Below are 15,940 nucleotides of genomic sequence, written 5' to 3'. Positions count from 1 at the left end.
ACAGGTTTAATCTGCTAGTTTCTCTTCAATAGTAATCGAAATTTCCAATAATTTGTTTTTACGGAATATTTTAAATACTAATTTATCTCCAGGCGTTGTTTCTGCTACTAAATCAAGTGCTTGTGCAACAGTGGTGATTATCTCATCTTCAATCTGATAAATAGTATCACCTATTTTTAGTCCTGATTTTTGAGCGGGACTATTTACTTCAACAGCGTCAATCACGATCCCTTTACTATTTGCGCTATTAACTGAATTAGTTGATATACCTAACCAACCACGGGTTACTCTACCGGTAGCTATAATTTTTTGCATTACCTTATGGGCTAATTTATAGGGAACAGCAAAAAATATTCCCTGAATATTATGTTTGTCATCAATAAATTTACGGGAGTTAATACCTACTAATTCACCATTAGTATTAATTAACGCTCCACCTGAGTTGCCGTCATTAATCGCCGCATCCATTTGTAAAAACTCTAAGTAGCTTGTAATACTTAAGCCGCCACCTGTTCTTCCTGTTGCACTAATAATGCCTTGAGTAATGGTTTGCCCTAAATTTAAAGGATTACCAATGGCTAAAACAACATCGCCTGCTCGTGATATTAAACCTTCACGCTGTGGAATTACGGGTAAATTAATCGCATTGACTTTCAATACTGCTAAATCGGTAAAAATATCAAAGCCGATAAGTTCAGCTGATAAGGATTGTCCTGTTTGTAATAAAACAATAATTGAATTAGCGTTTTGAACAACGTGATAATTTGTAAGAATATAACCGGCACTATCCATGATAACGCCTGAGCCTAAACTAATACTTCTTGAGCTTTTCCTTCCATATCCTTGAGATGTTTGTATCTCTTCTGAATAAATGTTTACAACGGCAGGACCTGCATTTTGAACAGCTTTAGCATAAGACAACGGCTGGATAATGGGATCTGGTGGATTAAATAATTCAATACCAGAAAAAGTGGTATCACGTAAATGTGGAAATAATAATATGAGAGCAATAGCAATAACCACACCGTAAAATGCGGAGTGAATAACATATTTTAAAGATGAGATAAATTTCAAAAGATTATAGTCTAATTAGGCTTTATTAAAGCGTAACATAAAACTATCCATACAATAAATAATGGAGCGTAAAAACTAGTCTTTCGATGTAGCGCTTAGCATTCTAACGGCTGTTTTAATATAGTTAAAATTTTGTGTTCATCTAAAAGCATAATTTGATATAGCAGGTGCTGATTATTTTTGTGTGAACTCGATAGTTCTTGTTTACTAATAAATTCTGCAAGAAATTTAATTGTATCGCTATCAGCAACAATCAATACATTCTTATCATCTTTTATTACTCTAATAGCTAAACTGTCGAGTAAATTTTCTGTGAATATTTTTATAGGGATTTTATAGCTTCTAGCGATAGGGTTTGCTGTTTCCATCGCACTTAAACGAGTTGTGCTATAAATATTTTCAATATTGGAATAGCTCAATAATGTAGATAGTTGTAGGGCTCTTAAACGGCCACATCCAGAAAGGGGAGGGTTTATCTTTTTGTGTTGAGTTTCTGCATGAGTGGTTAAATATATATAGTGAGGACTTTTAGCACTGTCGTTAGCAACACATTGGAAACTTAGAAGTAATAAAAGTAGCAGTTTCATGATTTGCCTTGTGTGTTTTATTGGCTAAAATCACTTATTATGGGCTTGTCTGATTATTAAGTGATAATCAATCAAACCCTTTGAGTAATCTTAGTGGCAATATTTAAGCTAGTTCAGCTAAAAATCCATGCCAATCTTGTTTTTGCTTGGCTAAATGGTTTTTTAATTCTTTGTATTGCGCAAACAGTTCAGAGTCTTCAACATTTTTAATTAAATTGCTTCGTTGCGCTGCAATGAGTTTTTTTCTTGCTTCATAAAAGGCATTAATTTTTGATATTAGTAGATCGTATTCATTTTGCAATGTTGCTAGTAGTTGCTCAGCATTAGGGTGAGATTTAAGTTTTAGCTGGCTTTTTTGAAGTACCATAGCTAATCGCGCTTTTTCTATTTTTTCTTCAGGGGTCTCTCTTAACTTAGAAGCTAAACCTACATATTCACTAAATTTGATTAACCACTTAGTTGGGTCAAAATCCCACCATCTGATCCCATTTCTATAGTCATTTTCGAAAATATGATGATAATTATGATAGCCTTCACCAAAAGTAAAGAAAGCTAAAATGCCATTATCTCGCGCTGTATTTTTATCAGTGTAAGTTTGTTTACCCCATATGTGGGCTAACGAGTTGATAAAAAAAGTGGTGTGATGGTTTAATACTAATCGTAAAACACCAACGAGTAATAGTGCATTAATAATATCACCATGAATAAAGCCAATTAGAAGAGGGATACCAAAGTTAGTTAGAATAGATAGCAGTAGGTAGTTTTTGTGTTGCCACATCACGATCTTATCTTTTTGTAAATCACGTACATTAGTGTAATCAGCGTAGCGTTGTGGGTGGTATCGTCTTATCATCCAGCCAATGTGTGAATACCAAAAACCTTTTTTAGCCGAGTAAGGATCTACATCGTTATTATCTACATGTTTATGGTGTACTCGATGATCAGAAGACCAATGCAAAATACTATTTTGTAAGGCAAATGCTCCGCCTATTGCAAAAATAAAACGTAAACTCCAATGGGCTTGATAAGTCCTATGAGACCATAATCTATGATAACCAGCAGTAATAGACATTCCGCAATAAATAAAACAAAGAATTGTTAATGTGATTTCTGTTGAATCGAAGCCATGTGTAATCGCTCTATAGGGCACCGCAATTGCTGCAACTAAAAAAGTAATGATAAAAACAGAAACGTTTAACCATATTATTGGTGGTTTATTCATGAAGTGTTCCAAGCAATTGTAATGAATTTCAGCGTACGCGTGTACACCATTTTTATTCATCGCTAAACATTCGTCAAGTGGAATATGTATATTAGATAAGGTTTAATAGTATTATAATCAGAAACTATCTACATTTTTAGGTTATTTTTCATGAGTGGTATTCGTGCCCAGCAAAAAGAAAAGACACGTCGTCAACTAATTGATGCTGCATTAGGTCAATTAAGTAGTGAGAAAAGCTTTTCAAGCTTAAGCTTAAGAGAAGTCGCTAAAGAAGCTGGATTAGCGCCTACGTCTTTTTATCGTCATTTTACTGATATGGATGAATTGGGTTTAACACTTGTTGATGAAGCGGGCCTAACCCTAAGACAATTAATGCGACAAGCGCGTCAGCGTATTGAAAAAGGAGGGTCTGTTATTCAAATTTCTGTTATTACCTTTATGGAATTTATTGAAAATAACGGAAATATTTTCAGATTACTATTACGTGAACGCTCAGGTACATCACCAGCTTTTAGGGCCGCCGTAAATAGAGAGATACGTTATTTTACTATGGAGTTATGTGATTACTTACAACAAGCGAATCAACTCGATGCTGAAGTAGCTTATTTACAAGCCAATGCAGCTGTAACGATTGTATTCAGTGCGGGTTCAGATGCGCTAGATATTGACGCTAAAGATTATGGGCAACTGGCTAATCAAACTATTCAGCAGCTACGTTTTATTGCTAAAGGAGCTACTGAATTTAATGGCCGAGTTGATTTGTTAAAACGATAGAAGTTAAATCTTCGAAAGAATTACCCCTGTTTCTACATGATCGGTATAAGGAAATTGATCAAATAAAGCGAATTGTTCAATTTTATGTGTTTTAACTAGGTGAGATAAGTTTTCATGTAATGTATGAGGATTACATGAAATATAAATAATCTGATTAAATCGACTAATCAACTCAAGACTTTCAGGATCTAATCCTGCTCTTGGTGGATCTACTAATACCGTGTCGTAATTATAAGCAGTTAAATCGAAACCTTCTAATCGCCTAAACTTACGTTCGTTATTCATCGCTTGGCTGAATTCTTCACTCGACATTCTTACAATATTAATATTATCAATGTTGTTTTCAGCAATATTTATCTGTGCCGACTTTACGGAAGACTTTGCTATTTCAGTACCCAATACACGCTCGAAGTTTTGCGCTAAAGCAATACTAAAATTACCATTACCGCAATAAAGTTCAATTAAATCACCTTCAGAGTTAAGAGTTGCTTGCTGAGCCCATAACAACATTTTTTCATTAACTGACGCATTGGGTTGAGTAAAACTGTTTTCGACTTGATGATAAACATAGGATTTATCGCCAACGGTGAGTTTTTCCATCAAATAATCTTTGTGAAGTACTACTTTTTGTTTTCTGGCTCGGCCAATAATATTCACTGGAGCAATGATAGATAATTTTTCTATAAGTTGTTCTGCTTCAACTTGCCATTCATCACTGAGCTGTTTGTGATAGAGGAGGCTAATGAGTACTTCACCACTTTTACTTGATAAGAAATCAACTTGAAATAAACGTTGTCTTAATAGCTCATTGTTTTTTATTTCAACCAACAATTGCGACATGCACTTATTAATGAGCTTTGATGCTACAGGGAAGTATTCAACTTTGTATTTCTGCTTGGTTTCACTATCGAACATAATGTAATAAAGATCATCGCCTTCGTGCCAAATTCTAAACTCAGCTCTGTAACGATAATTTATTGGTTCAGATTCAAAAATATCAAAAGTAGGTAAATCATAATTAGAAAACAAACGAGCTATGTCATTTTTTTTATCCTCTAATTGTTGAAGATAGTTACTGGGATTTATATGACTAAACATGGCTTGCCTTTAAAGATGATTTTAAAATGAGCGCAGATTTTAGCGCGAGTGAACATTTTGTCTAGTTTTAAATAGATGCTAGTGAGTATGGGATCTAATAATTAGCTGAATTAAAGAAGTAAACGGGGAATAAATATAAAGAAAAATTTTAATATGAAAATACATTTAAATAACTAGAATAAAATAATTCGCCTACTTATTTTATAATTATGAAATAAGTAGGCGAATTGAACATTATTCTATTTCTTTTTCAGGGCGCTCTTTAGCTTCCCTAACCTTCAAAGTACGTTGTTGAAACTCTTTATCATTTAATGCTTCTACTGCTTTATCAGTATCATTAGCCGACATTTCAACAAAACCGAAACCACGTCTTTTACCTGTGTGTTTATCTTTCATTAAACGAACTGAATGAACCTGTCCAATAGTAGAGAATAATTCTCTAACAGATGCTTCATTAGCTCTATAAGGAAGGTTTCCTACATAAAGGGTTTTAACGTCATCAGAAGCTGAGCTTTCAGATGAGTCATTAATACCTATTAAAGGTGCTACAAAAGCAGCGATGAATATAGCAATGGCAACATTGGTTTGAGTAGGTTCGATTAAACTAAAAAGAAAAAATGCTAAACCCGCAAAAACTAGTGCGATAATTACTGTTGATACTTGAGGAGATTTCATTATGAATACCTAATTATTATTATTTAAAATATAAAAGCAATTCCATGTTACCCAGCTTTTTCTAATGTGCAACTATATAGTGTCATTTTTATTCAATTAAATTAAATACGTATATAGGAAGAATTATCTATAAAAATAAGTTAAAGGAATCAAATGACAAAGGATCCTTATAATAAAGGCTATTTATAAGGGCTACTAGCATGAATAGTCATCAAAATGTCCACAAAACAATCAAACAAACGAAAAAAGAGAAAAAAGAACAAAAAAAGCTTGCGTGGACAGAAAAGATCGTTAGAATGCGCTCCACTTCTTCAGGGAAACCCAGAGAAGGTAAGTATAGGAAATACTAAGTTCACTGAATAAGGACAGCGAAGTGGACGTTTTGATAGGTTTAGTTAGGCTTAATTGACGAATTAAACGAAAGATAACTTTTAAAATCTTTTAAAAAGAATTTCAAAAAGTTGTTGACATCAAAACTGAGACGCGTAGAATGCGCATCTCGCTTCAGGCAAGGCCTGCAGCACAAGAGCTTAACGAATGCGATTAACCTCTTGCTTCTTTTATAAAAAGAAGCCTTTCTTTAAAAATTAGTTATCATGCAATTTGTGTGAACACTCACATTAAGATTGATTTTACATAGTCGGTTTTATTACTTAGGTAATAAGAAAGACGTAAAACAGCTTATGTTGATGTCACACAAAAAAGTATAATTTAATCTTTGATTAGATTGTACGTTTTATGTAGTTACTGACTTCGGTTAGTAACACGACAGAATTCATTGAGCAGCATCGCAAGATGCACAAACGATTTATAATTGAAGAGTTTGATCATGGCTCAGATTGAACGCTGGCGGCAGGCTTAACACATGCAAGTCGAGCGGAAACGAGAATAGCTTGCTATTCGGCGTCGAGCGGCGGACGGGTGAGTAATGCTTGGGAATATGCCTAATGGTGGGGGACAACAGTTGGAAACGACTGCTAATACCGCATAACGTCTACGGACCAAAGGAGGGGATTCTTCGGAACCTTTCGCCATTTGATTAGCCCAAGTGAGATTAGCTAGTTGGTAAGGTAAAGGCTTACCAAGGCGACGATCTCTAGCTGGTTTGAGAGGATGATCAGCCACACTGGGACTGAGACACGGCCCAGACTCCTACGGGAGGCAGCAGTGGGGAATATTGCACAATGGGCGAAAGCCTGATGCAGCCATGCCGCGTGTGTGAAGAAGGCCTTCGGGTTGTAAAGCACTTTCAGCGAGGAGGAAAGGGTGTAGACTAATACTCTGCATCTGTGACGTTACTCGCAGAAGAAGCACCGGCTAACTTCGTGCCAGCAGCCGCGGTAATACGAGGGGTGCAAGCGTTAATCGGAATTACTGGGCGTAAAGCGTGCGTAGGTGGTTTGTTAAGCAAGATGTGAAAGCCCCGGGCTCAACCTGGGAACTGCATTTTGAACTGGCAAGCTAGAGTATTGTAGAGGGTAGTGGAATTTCCAGTGTAGCGGTGAAATGCGTAGAGATTGGAAGGAACATCAGTGGCGAAGGCGGCTACCTGGACAAATACTGACACTGAGGCACGAAAGCGTGGGGAGCAAACAGGATTAGATACCCTGGTAGTCCACGCCGTAAACGATGTCAACTAGCCGTCTGTAGACTTGATCTGTGGGTGGCGTAGCTAACGCGCTAAGTTGACCGCCTGGGGAGTACGGCCGCAAGGTTAAAACTCAAATGAATTGACGGGGGCCCGCACAAGCGGTGGAGCATGTGGTTTAATTCGATGCAACGCGAAGAACCTTACCATCCCTTGACATCCTACTAAGTTACCAGAGATGGTTTCGTGCCTTCGGGAAAGTAGTGACAGGTGCTGCATGGCTGTCGTCAGCTCGTGTTGTGAAATGTTGGGTTAAGTCCCGCAACGAGCGCAACCCCTATCCTTATTTGCTAGCGCGTAATGGCGAGAACTCTAAGGAGACTGCCGGTGATAAACCGGAGGAAGGTGGGGACGACGTCAAGTCATCATGGCCCTTACGGGATGGGCTACACACGTGCTACAATGGCAAGTACAGAGGGCAGCAATACCGCGAGGTGGAGCGAATCCCACAAAGCTTGTCGTAGTCCGGATTGGAGTCTGCAACTCGACTCCATGAAGTCGGAATCGCTAGTAATCGTAGATCAGAATGCTACGGTGAATACGTTCCCGGGCCTTGTACACACCGCCCGTCACACCATGGGAGTGGGTTGCAAAAGAAGTGGCTAGTTTAACCTTCGGGAGGACGGTCACCACTTTGTGATTCATGACTGGGGTGAAGTCGTAACAAGGTAACCCTAGGGGAACCTGGGGTTGGATCACCTCCTTATCTTGAAGTAAAACGTTTTAATGGGAATAGCTGTAAAGCTATTTCAGAGTGTTCACACAAATTGCCTGATAACGAAATAGAAGAAGTGCACACCTCATAAAATATGGGGCTATAGCTCAGCTGGGAGAGCGCCTGCCTTGCACGCAGGAGGTCAGCAGTTCGATCCTGCTTAGCTCCACCACTTCTTCAAAGAAAGAATAGAGACCAAATTTAACGTATCTCAACGTTTAACGAGATAGTTTAGATTTGGTTTTTTACCGGAAACGTTCCGTACGTTTCTCGGATTTTCCTCCATCCGTGGAGGTCAAACCAAAATTTTAGCCGAATGCGTGCTGAGATTAAGTTCTTTAACAATCTGGAAAGCTGATATAAATACCGGTATTTATATAGCACTCAACGGTGTCGCGCTGTTGTTTGTAACGTATAAATACCAAGCTATTGTTACTTCTTTTATCGGGAAGTGATGATGGTGATAGTGGCTCCTCCTCGGAGACGCTATCAACCCGATATATTCGTAAGAATATATCAACTCTTATTCAAGACACACAATGTGTGCGTGAAAATGTCAGACTTTACAATTACTGTGGTTTAGTCACCACGGTGTACTTAATATTCTTTCGAGACTATTTAGGGTTGTATGGTTAAGTGACTAAGCGTATGTGGTGGATGCCTTGGCAGTTAGAGGCGATGAAGGACGTGTTAATCTGCGAAAAGCTTTGGTGAGGTGATAAAAACCGTTATAGCCAAAGATATCCGAATGGGGAAACCCACCCGTCGTAAGGCGGGTATCGCTACCTGAATACATAGGGTAGCGAGGCGAACCGGGAGAACTGAAACATCTAAGTACCCCGAGGAAAAGAAATCAACCGAGATTTCGTTAGTAGCGGCGAGCGAACGCGAATTAGCCCTTAAGTGGTTTGTAAGTTAGTGGAATCTACTGGAAAGTAGAGCGATACAGGGTGATAGCCCCGTACACGAAAATAAACTTACCATGAAATCGAGTAGGTCGGCACACGTGAAACGTTGACTGAACATGGGGGGACCATCCTCCAAGGCTAAATACTCCTAACTGACCGATAGTGAACCAGTACCGTGAGGGAAAGGCGAAAAGAACCCCTGTGAGGGGAGTGAAATAGAACCTGAAACCGCATACGTACAAGCAGTGGGAGCCCGATTTAGTCGGGTGACTGCGTACCTTTTGTATAATGGGTCAGCGACTTATATTTTGTAGCAAGGTTAACCGAATAGGGGAGCCGTAGCGAAAGCGAGTGTTAACTGCGCGTTTAGTTGCAAGGTATAGACCCGAAACCCGGCGATCTACCCATGGGCAGGTTGAAGGTTGAGTAACATCAACTGGAGGACCGAACACACGTATGTTGAAAAATGCGGTGATGACTTGTGGGTCGGAGTGAAAGGCTAATCAAGCCGGGAGATAGCTGGTTCTCCCCGAAATCTATTTAGGTAGAGCCTCGCACGAACACCATTGGGGGTAGAGCACTGTTAAGGCTAGGGGGTCATCCCGACTTACCAACCCTTTGCAAACTCCGAATACCAATGAGTGATATGCGGGAGACACACTACGGGTGCTAACGTCCGTTGTGAAGAGGGAAACAACCCAGACCGCCAGCTAAGGTCCCAAAGTACTAGTTAAGTGGGAAACGATGTGGAAAGGCATAGACAGCTAGGAGGTTGGCTTAGAAGCAGCCATCCTTTAAAGAAAGCGTAATAGCTCACTAGTCGAGTCGGTCTGCGCGGAAGATGTAACGGGGCTAAACTAGTCACCGAAGCTGCGGATTTGAACTTAGGTTCAAGTGGTAGGGGAGCGTTCTGTAAGCCGTTGAAGGTGTGTTGTAAAGCATGCTGGAGGTATCAGAAGTGCGAATGCTGACATGAGTAACGATAAGGGGAGTGAAAAACTCCCCCGCCGAAAGACCAAGGTTTCCTGTCCCATGTTAATCAGGGCAGGGTAAGTCGGCCCCTAAGGCGAGGCGGAAACGCGTAGTCGATGGGAAACAGATTAATATTTCTGTACTTCTATATATTGCGAAGGAGGGACGGAGTAGGCTAGGTGAGCACGGCGTTGGTAGTCCGTGTGAAAGATTGTAGGTGGGTGACTTAGGTAAATCCGGGTTGCTGTTAACACTGAGAGTCGAGACGAGTCTCTACGGAGATGAAGTCATTGATGCCATGCTTCCAGGAAAAGCTTCTAAGCTTCAGATATATAGGAACCGTACCCCAAACCGACACAGGTGGTTAGGTAGAGAATACTAAGGCGCTTGAGAGAACTCGGGTGAAGGAACTAGGCAAAATAGTACCGTAACTTCGGGAGAAGGTACGCTCTCTGGTGTGAATCCCTTGCGGAGTAAGCACAGGAGAGTCGAAGTAACCAGGTGGCTGGAACTGTTTATTAAAAACACAGCACTGTGCAAAATCGAAAGATGACGTATACGGTGTGACGCCTGCCCGGTGCCGGAAGGTTAATTGATTGGGTTAGCTCTGCGAAGCTCATGATCGAAGCCCCGGTAAACGGCGGCCGTAACTATAACGGTCCTAAGGTAGCGAAATTCCTTGTCGGGTAAGTTCCGACCTGCACGAATGGCGTAATCATGGCCACACTGTCTCCACCCGAGACTCAGTGAAATTGAAATTGCGGTTAAGATGCCGTATACCCGCGGCTAGACGGAAAGACCCCGTGAACCTTTACTATAGCTTGACAGTGAACATTGCTCCTACATGTGTAGGATAGGTGGGAGGCTTTGAAGATGCGTCGCCAGATGTGTTGGAGCCAACCTTGAAATACCACCCTTGTATGCGTGATGTTCTAACCTAGGGCCCTCATCGGGCTTGGGGACACTGTCTGGTGGGTAGTTTGACTGGGGCGGTCTCCTCCCAAAGAGTAACGGAGGAGCACGAAGGTTGGCTAAGTACGGTCGGACATCGTACGGTTAGTGCAATGGCATAAGCCAGCTTAACTGCGAGACAGACACGTCGAGCAGGTACGAAAGTAGGTCATAGTGATCCGGTGGTTCTGTATGGAAGGGCCATCGCTCAACGGATAAAAGGTACTCCGGGGATAACAGGCTGATACCGCCCAAGAGTTCATATCGACGGCGGTGTTTGGCACCTCGATGTCGGCTCATCACATCCTGGGGCTGAAGTCGGTCCCAAGGGTATGGCTGTTCGCCATTTAAAGTGGTACGCGAGCTGGGTTTAGAACGTCGTGAGACAGTTCGGTCCCTATCTGCCGTGGGCGTTTGAGAATTGAAGAGGGCTGCTCCTAGTACGAGAGGACCGGAGTGGACGAACCGCTGGTGTTCGGGTTGTTATGCCAATAGCATTGCCCGGTAGCTACGTTCGGAACTGATAACCGCTGAAAGCATCTAAGCGGGAAACAGGCTTTGAGATGAGTTCTCACTGGAGCTTTAAGCTCCCTAAAGGGTCGTTGGAGACTACAACGTTGATAGGTCAGGTGTGTAAGGGTTGTGAGGCCTTGAGCTAACTGATACTAATTGCCCGTGAGGCTTAACCATACAACACCTAAATAGTTTTGTATGAAGTTTGACACACTCTATGAGTGACACGTACACATGTGCGAATAAGAGATTAAAACGTATTTATAGTTCAATGAAAATAATTTTTTGTTGAAAGGCTTTCAAGATTGACCTTTTTTGTCTAGCGACAATAGCGATGTAGACCCACCTGATCCCATTCCGAACTCAGAAGTGAAATGCATTAGCGCCGATGGTAGTGTGGGAGTTCCCATGTGAGAGTAGGACATTGCTAGGCTTCTCATTAAGAAAAGCCCGATTCGAAAGAGTCGGGCTTTTTGCTGTCTGGTGTTAAACATTGCAGCAGTCGTTCCAAGGTCGAAAGTGTGTAGCGTTGCTTTCTCTTATATGAGTTTGTTCCTGTATATTTATGCGCGCGCGACGACATTAGTATATTCTATATGTCAGCAGGACATTGCTAGCCTTTTCTTGTGTGTTTGATAAAATATATCTCCACACAGTTTGTTTTATTGTTTGATGGCAGTTCCACTATTAAATTGCTCAATACAAAGGTTTGTACAAATCTTCAGTTCTAATTTTTACTTAACGAAGTATTGGTTTATTTCATTCAATAAAAGTTATCAATATCCGATGTTAATTTATCTGTTTAGTATAAGTGTTATTAAATATCTATTTAAGAGAATATGTATATGGATTGGCAAGCTACATTAAGTTGGGAAGATGCTAAGAAAAAAGCTAATATTTTAAATAAGATTAGAGCTTTTTTTTATGAGCTCGATGTAATTGAAGTTGAGACTCCTTTATTGGGTCAATTTACGGTAACAGATATACACCTAGAAGCATTTAAAACACAATTCAATTACTTTTCTGATAGTGGCCCCCAATATTTTAGGAAGATGTATTTTCAGACTTCCCCCGAATATTGTATGAAAAGGTTATTAGCATCTGGTTATCAATCTATTTATCAAATATCTAAAGCGTTTAGGCATGAAGGTAAGGGGCGTTATCATAATCCTGAGTTTACTATCTTAGAATGGTATCGTTTAGGCTTTACACAGGAAGATTTAATTAAAGAGGTTTCAGACCTTTTAAAAAAAACACTTCATTGCGAAGAACCTGAAATAATTTCTTATCAAAACCTATTTATTAATAATGTTAATGTTGATCCACTTAATACAAGCGTTAAAGAGCTTAAGACTCTAATTCTTAATGCCAATATAATGAGTGATTGGTTAGTTAATGAGAATGAGATAGATGTTTTATTGCAGTTTATTATGGCTGAGTTAATTGAGCCAAATATAGGCAAGTATAAGCCAATTTTTATCTATAACTTTCCATTATCCCAAGCTTCTTTAGCGCGAAAAAATAAAGTTGATGAAAGAGTTGCTGAGCGCTTTGAGTGTTATTTTAAAGGTATTGAGCTTGTAAATGGGTTTTGTGAACTCACCGACCATATTGAGCAGTTACAACGTTTTAATAAAGATAATATTTATAGAGAAAATATAGGTTTAGAACAAAAGTCCATAGACCCTCGTTTTATTGAAGCTTTAAAAGTTGGCCTACCAAGTTGTTCAGGAGTAGCTTTAGGGGTTGATAGGTTGTTAATGTTGGCTTTAGATAAAAAATCGATTGATGAGGTAATAACATTTACTGTCGATAGAGCTTAATAAAGATATGTTATAACATATCAATTGTGATATTATCTCATATTAATAAAGATATTTTGATTGAGTGACAACAAATGTTAGATCGTATAGGTATAACTGCTACTAGTTTATGTGCATTACATTGCATTTTACTCCCAGTATTACTGCCTGCTTTGCCTCTATTAGGCTTAAGTTTTTTGGCTGATCATACATGGGAACATGTTTTTTTAATTATGACAGCTATTTTAGGCTCATTTGCTTTATTTTCAGGTTTTAAAAAATATCACAAGCGTCTTTATCCTTTTTATCTTTTATTTCTTGGGGTTGGGATTTATTGGATAAAACATAATTTTTCTGAAGAGCTAGAGCCATACTTTATTATATTAGGTGCATCTTTAATTGTTGCGGCGCATGTTATAAATTTAAAATTATGTAATAGTTGTAAACAATGCGCCGATGATGAGTGTCATTCTTAGCTATTAGTTAAGGTCTAGGTCTTTTAACTTTCTGGTTAGTGTATTACGTCCCCAACCTAGTTTTTTAGATGCATCTTGCTTATGACCTTGGGTAAACTGAAGCGCGCGCTCTAAGGCTATTTTTTCAAATTCAGGCAAAGCAGTATCTAGTATATTAGCATTCCCTGTTTTCAATTGTTCATCCATCCATAAGCTAAAGGCATGTTGCCAGCTTGAGGAAACAGTACTTGCTGAATCTTTTTTATTACTTAATTCGTCTGGTAGGTCTTCAATAAGTATTTCTTGTCCACTAGCCATAACGGTTAAAAAGCGACATAAATTCTCTAACTGTCTTACATTACCTGGCCAATCGCAACGCTTAAGAAACTGTTCTGCATCTTTATGTAACGATTTAGGATCTACGCTTAGTTCGTTTGCTGCCTGCATTAAAAAATGTGAAGCTAGCTGTGCAATATCTTCTTTTCTTTCTCTTAAACTTGGTAGGTGTATTCTTATAACGTTTAAGCGGTGAAACAGATCTTCTCGAAATTCATTTTTTGCTACTTGATCTTCTAAATTTTGATGTGTTGCTGCGATAATCCTTACATCAACTTGTATTGGTGAGTGCCCACCAACACGATAAAACTGTCCATCAGCTAGTACACGTAATAAACGAGTTTGGATATCTAACGGCATATCACCAATTTCGTCTAAGAATAAGGTACCATTATGTGCTTGCTCAAATCGTCCTTGTCGAATTGAGTTAGCGCCTGTAAAGGCTCCTTTTTCATGGCCAAATAATTCAGACTCAATAAGGTCTTTGGGTATTGCGGCCATGTTAAGTGGAATGAACGGACCTTTTGATCTAGGGCTATGAGTATGTAAGGCATGGGCCACAAGCTCTTTTCCTGTTCCTGATTCACCATTAATAAGAACGCTGATGCTAGATCTTGATAGGCGACCGATTGCTCTAAATACTTCTTGCATTGAAGGTGCTTCGCCAATTATTCCTACAGATAAAACCGAAGAGTCTTTTTGGCTATTTTTGGCATTTTGTTCACGAGCATGAGTTAAAGCACGCTTACTCAAAGAAATTGCTTCATCAATATCAAAGGGTTTAGGAAGATATTCGAATGCCCCCCCTTGATACGCATTAACGGCACTATCTAAATCAGAATGAGCTGTCATTATGATGACAGGTATATTGGGATGGTCTGCATTAATTTGGCTTAAAAGCGCCATACCATCAATACCTGGCATTCTAATGTCGGAAATAATAATTTCGGGTTGAGAATGATCTAATGCAGTAAGTAAGTCTTTTGCATTATCAAAAGAAGCGGCTGATAAGTTTGCTTTATTAAACGCTTTTTCTAACACCCATCGTATTGAACTATCGTCATCTACAATCCAAATCTGTTCAGTGTTCATTATGCGTTGTCTCCATGAATGGGTAATAAAATGGTAAATTCAGTTTTGCCGGGTTGGCTAGTACAAAGTAATTTACCTTGATGCTGATGGATAAGAGTTTGGCAAATCGATAAGCCGAGTCCGGTACCGTTATTTCTGCCAGAAACCATAGGATAAAAAAGGGTGTCTTGTATATCGTTTGGTATACCTGGGCCATCATCTATTATGCTTATTTGCACACCCAACTTAATGCGCTTACCATTAATTATTTGATTACTAGCCACTCTAGTTTTAAGTAAAATTGTGTTATCACTTTCTATTGCTTGAATCGCGTTATTAACAATATTAAGAATGGCTTGTTGTATTTTATCTTCGTCAAATTCAATGTCAGGTATTGATGGATCATAGTCTTTGCAAAGTTTTATTCCCTTCGGGTTATTAAAATTAACAAGCTGACTAACTTTTTCTAAAACTACATGAATATTTTGTTTTGTAATATTAGGTAGTTGATTTGGACCTAAAAGTCGATCCACAAGGTTAGTTAATCTATCTGCTTGCTCAATAATCATGGCGGTGTATTCTTTTTGTTCACCTTTTAAATCATTATCGAGCAATTGAGCTGCACCTCTTAAACCTCCTAAAGGATTTTTAATTTCATGTGCTAGACCTCGAATAAGATCTCTTGCAGACTCCCATTGTTGTTGTTGAAATGCTTCAGCACTGATCTGCTTTTGCTGATCAATTTGCTTAAATTCTAATAAAATATGAGGAGCATTATTAAATTCGATAGAAGATGCTGTTAATTCTATGGTTATTTGTGATTGATCTAAGAACTCTAAGATAACATCACCATCATTAAACTCTTGCCCAGAGGATAATAGTTGTGTGAAACGTTCTTTTTTAATCGAGGTGCTTCTAAACACATCTTCTATTGATTGGTTATATAAGGTATTTAAACTTTTTATTAATATTGCTTCGGCTGCGGGATTAATATATTGAATAACTAAATGCTGATCGAGAAGCATAACAGCTGTTACCATATGTACAGGCAGTACTTGCTGGAAGTTTTTTTTGTTTTGCTGAATTTCAAAATTATTACTTAACATTTAAATTAACTCTGAATGCACTGAGTTGGTGCG

General features: G+C 39.0%; 10 protein-coding genes, 1 tRNA gene and 3 rRNA genes. 7 read left to right on the top strand and 7 right to left on the bottom strand.

Annotated elements, in window-relative coordinates:
• Window positions 1-6: 6 nt before the first annotated feature.
• The 3 genes from ACM9HF_RS11815 to ACM9HF_RS11805 form a co-directional block, all read right to left on the bottom strand.
• On the bottom strand, window positions 7-1,074 hold the full coding sequence (locus tag ACM9HF_RS11815; protein ID WP_473608371.1) for a trypsin-like peptidase domain-containing protein: 1,068 nt from the start codon (window positions 1,072-1,074) through the stop codon (window positions 7-9).
• A 95-nt stretch (window positions 1,075-1,169) separates the two neighbouring features.
• Window positions 1,170-1,661, bottom strand: a complete 492-nt coding sequence (locus tag ACM9HF_RS11810) for a histidine phosphatase family protein (protein WP_473608367.1) — start codon at window positions 1,659-1,661, stop codon at window positions 1,170-1,172.
• Between the two features lie 103 nt (window positions 1,662-1,764).
• Window positions 1,765-2,883 (bottom strand): acyl-CoA desaturase, encoded by a 1,119-nt coding sequence (locus ACM9HF_RS11805; RefSeq protein WP_473608363.1) that lies wholly within the window; start codon window positions 2,881-2,883, stop codon window positions 1,765-1,767.
• 150 nt (window positions 2,884-3,033) lie between these two features.
• Between ACM9HF_RS11805 and fabR the strand changes: the two genes are divergently transcribed.
• Window positions 3,034-3,657, top strand: a complete 624-nt coding sequence (fabR, locus tag ACM9HF_RS11800) for an HTH-type transcriptional repressor FabR (protein ID WP_076420104.1) — start codon at window positions 3,034-3,036, stop codon at window positions 3,655-3,657.
• A 3-nt stretch (window positions 3,658-3,660) separates the two neighbouring features.
• Here the strand turns inward: fabR and trmA are convergent, their stop codons facing one another.
• A complete protein-coding gene (gene trmA / locus ACM9HF_RS11795) occupies window positions 3,661-4,755 on the bottom strand; it encodes a tRNA (uridine(54)-C5)-methyltransferase TrmA (protein ID WP_473608357.1) in 1,095 nt (364 codons plus the stop codon).
• A 234-nt stretch (window positions 4,756-4,989) separates the two neighbouring features.
• Window positions 4,990-5,430: an RNA recognition motif domain-containing protein gene (locus ACM9HF_RS11790; RefSeq protein ID WP_473608353.1), complete on the bottom strand. Its 441-nt coding sequence runs from the start codon at window positions 5,428-5,430 to the stop codon at window positions 4,990-4,992.
• An 811-nt stretch (window positions 5,431-6,241) separates the two neighbouring features.
• Between ACM9HF_RS11790 and ACM9HF_RS11785 the strand changes: the two genes are divergently transcribed.
• The 6 genes from ACM9HF_RS11785 (at window position 6,242) to ACM9HF_RS11760 (ending at window position 13,415) form a co-directional block, all read left to right on the top strand.
• Window positions 6,242-7,784 (top strand): 16S ribosomal RNA (locus ACM9HF_RS11785).
• Between the two features lie 105 nt (window positions 7,785-7,889).
• A tRNA-Ala gene (locus tag ACM9HF_RS11780) sits at window positions 7,890-7,965 on the top strand.
• A gap of 458 nt (window positions 7,966-8,423) precedes the next feature.
• Window positions 8,424-11,314 (top strand): 23S ribosomal RNA (locus ACM9HF_RS11775).
• Between the two features lie 141 nt (window positions 11,315-11,455).
• Window positions 11,456-11,570: ribosomal RNA gene (gene rrf / locus ACM9HF_RS11770) — 5S ribosomal RNA — on the top strand.
• Together the 16S, 23S and 5S rRNA genes with 1 tRNA gene alongside form the textbook arrangement of a ribosomal RNA operon.
• A 412-nt stretch (window positions 11,571-11,982) precedes the next feature.
• A complete protein-coding gene (gene epmA / locus ACM9HF_RS11765) occupies window positions 11,983-12,960 on the top strand; it encodes an elongation factor P--(R)-beta-lysine ligase (protein WP_473608349.1) in 978 nt (325 codons plus the stop codon).
• A 74-nt stretch (window positions 12,961-13,034) separates the two neighbouring features.
• Complete coding sequence (locus tag ACM9HF_RS11760; protein WP_473608345.1) at window positions 13,035-13,415, top strand: MerC domain-containing protein; 381 nt, start codon at window positions 13,035-13,037, stop codon at window positions 13,413-13,415.
• A gap of 3 nt (window positions 13,416-13,418) precedes the next feature.
• On the opposite strand, the gene glnG is transcribed toward ACM9HF_RS11760, so the two are convergent.
• Both glnG and glnL read right to left on the bottom strand, forming a co-directional pair.
• Complete coding sequence (glnG, locus tag ACM9HF_RS11755) at window positions 13,419-14,822, bottom strand: nitrogen regulation protein NR(I) (protein WP_473608341.1); 1,404 nt, start codon at window positions 14,820-14,822, stop codon at window positions 13,419-13,421.
• Window positions 14,822-15,907, bottom strand: a complete 1,086-nt coding sequence (gene glnL, locus ACM9HF_RS11750; RefSeq protein WP_473608338.1) for a nitrogen regulation protein NR(II) — start codon at window positions 15,905-15,907, stop codon at window positions 14,822-14,824. The genes glnG and glnL overlap by 1 nt, the downstream gene beginning before the upstream one ends.
• Window positions 15,908-15,940 lie beyond the last annotated feature (33 nt).

Source organism: Colwellia sp. RE-S-Sl-9 (assembly GCF_048296855.1).
Taxonomy (GTDB): domain Bacteria; phylum Pseudomonadota; class Gammaproteobacteria; order Enterobacterales; family Alteromonadaceae; genus Pseudocolwellia.
Note: the sequence above shows the minus strand (reverse complement) of the source record. Positions and strands in the feature narration are given on the sequence as shown.

Bases quoted from the DNA above. Each gene is read 5' to 3' on its own strand.
- ACM9HF_RS11760 (WP_473608345.1), top strand. From the start codon at position 13,035: ATGTTAGATCGTATAGGTATAACTGCTACTAGTTTATGTGCATTACAT.
- glnL (WP_473608338.1), bottom strand. From the start codon at position 15,907: ATGTTAAGTAATAATTTTGAAATTCAGCAAAACAAAAAAAACTTCCAG.
- ACM9HF_RS11790 (WP_473608353.1), bottom strand. From the start codon at position 5,430: ATGAAATCTCCTCAAGTATCAACAGTAATTATCGCACTAGTTTTTGCG.
- glnG (WP_473608341.1), bottom strand. From the start codon at position 14,822: ATGAACACTGAACAGATTTGGATTGTAGATGACGATAGTTCAATACGA.
- epmA (WP_473608349.1), top strand. From the start codon at position 11,983: ATGGATTGGCAAGCTACATTAAGTTGGGAAGATGCTAAGAAAAAAGCT.
- ACM9HF_RS11810 (WP_473608367.1), bottom strand. From the start codon at position 1,661: ATGAAACTGCTACTTTTATTACTTCTAAGTTTCCAATGTGTTGCTAAC.
- fabR (WP_076420104.1), top strand. From the start codon at position 3,034: ATGAGTGGTATTCGTGCCCAGCAAAAAGAAAAGACACGTCGTCAACTA.
- ACM9HF_RS11805 (WP_473608363.1), bottom strand. From the start codon at position 2,883: ATGAATAAACCACCAATAATATGGTTAAACGTTTCTGTTTTTATCATT.
- trmA (WP_473608357.1), bottom strand. From the start codon at position 4,755: ATGTTTAGTCATATAAATCCCAGTAACTATCTTCAACAATTAGAGGAT.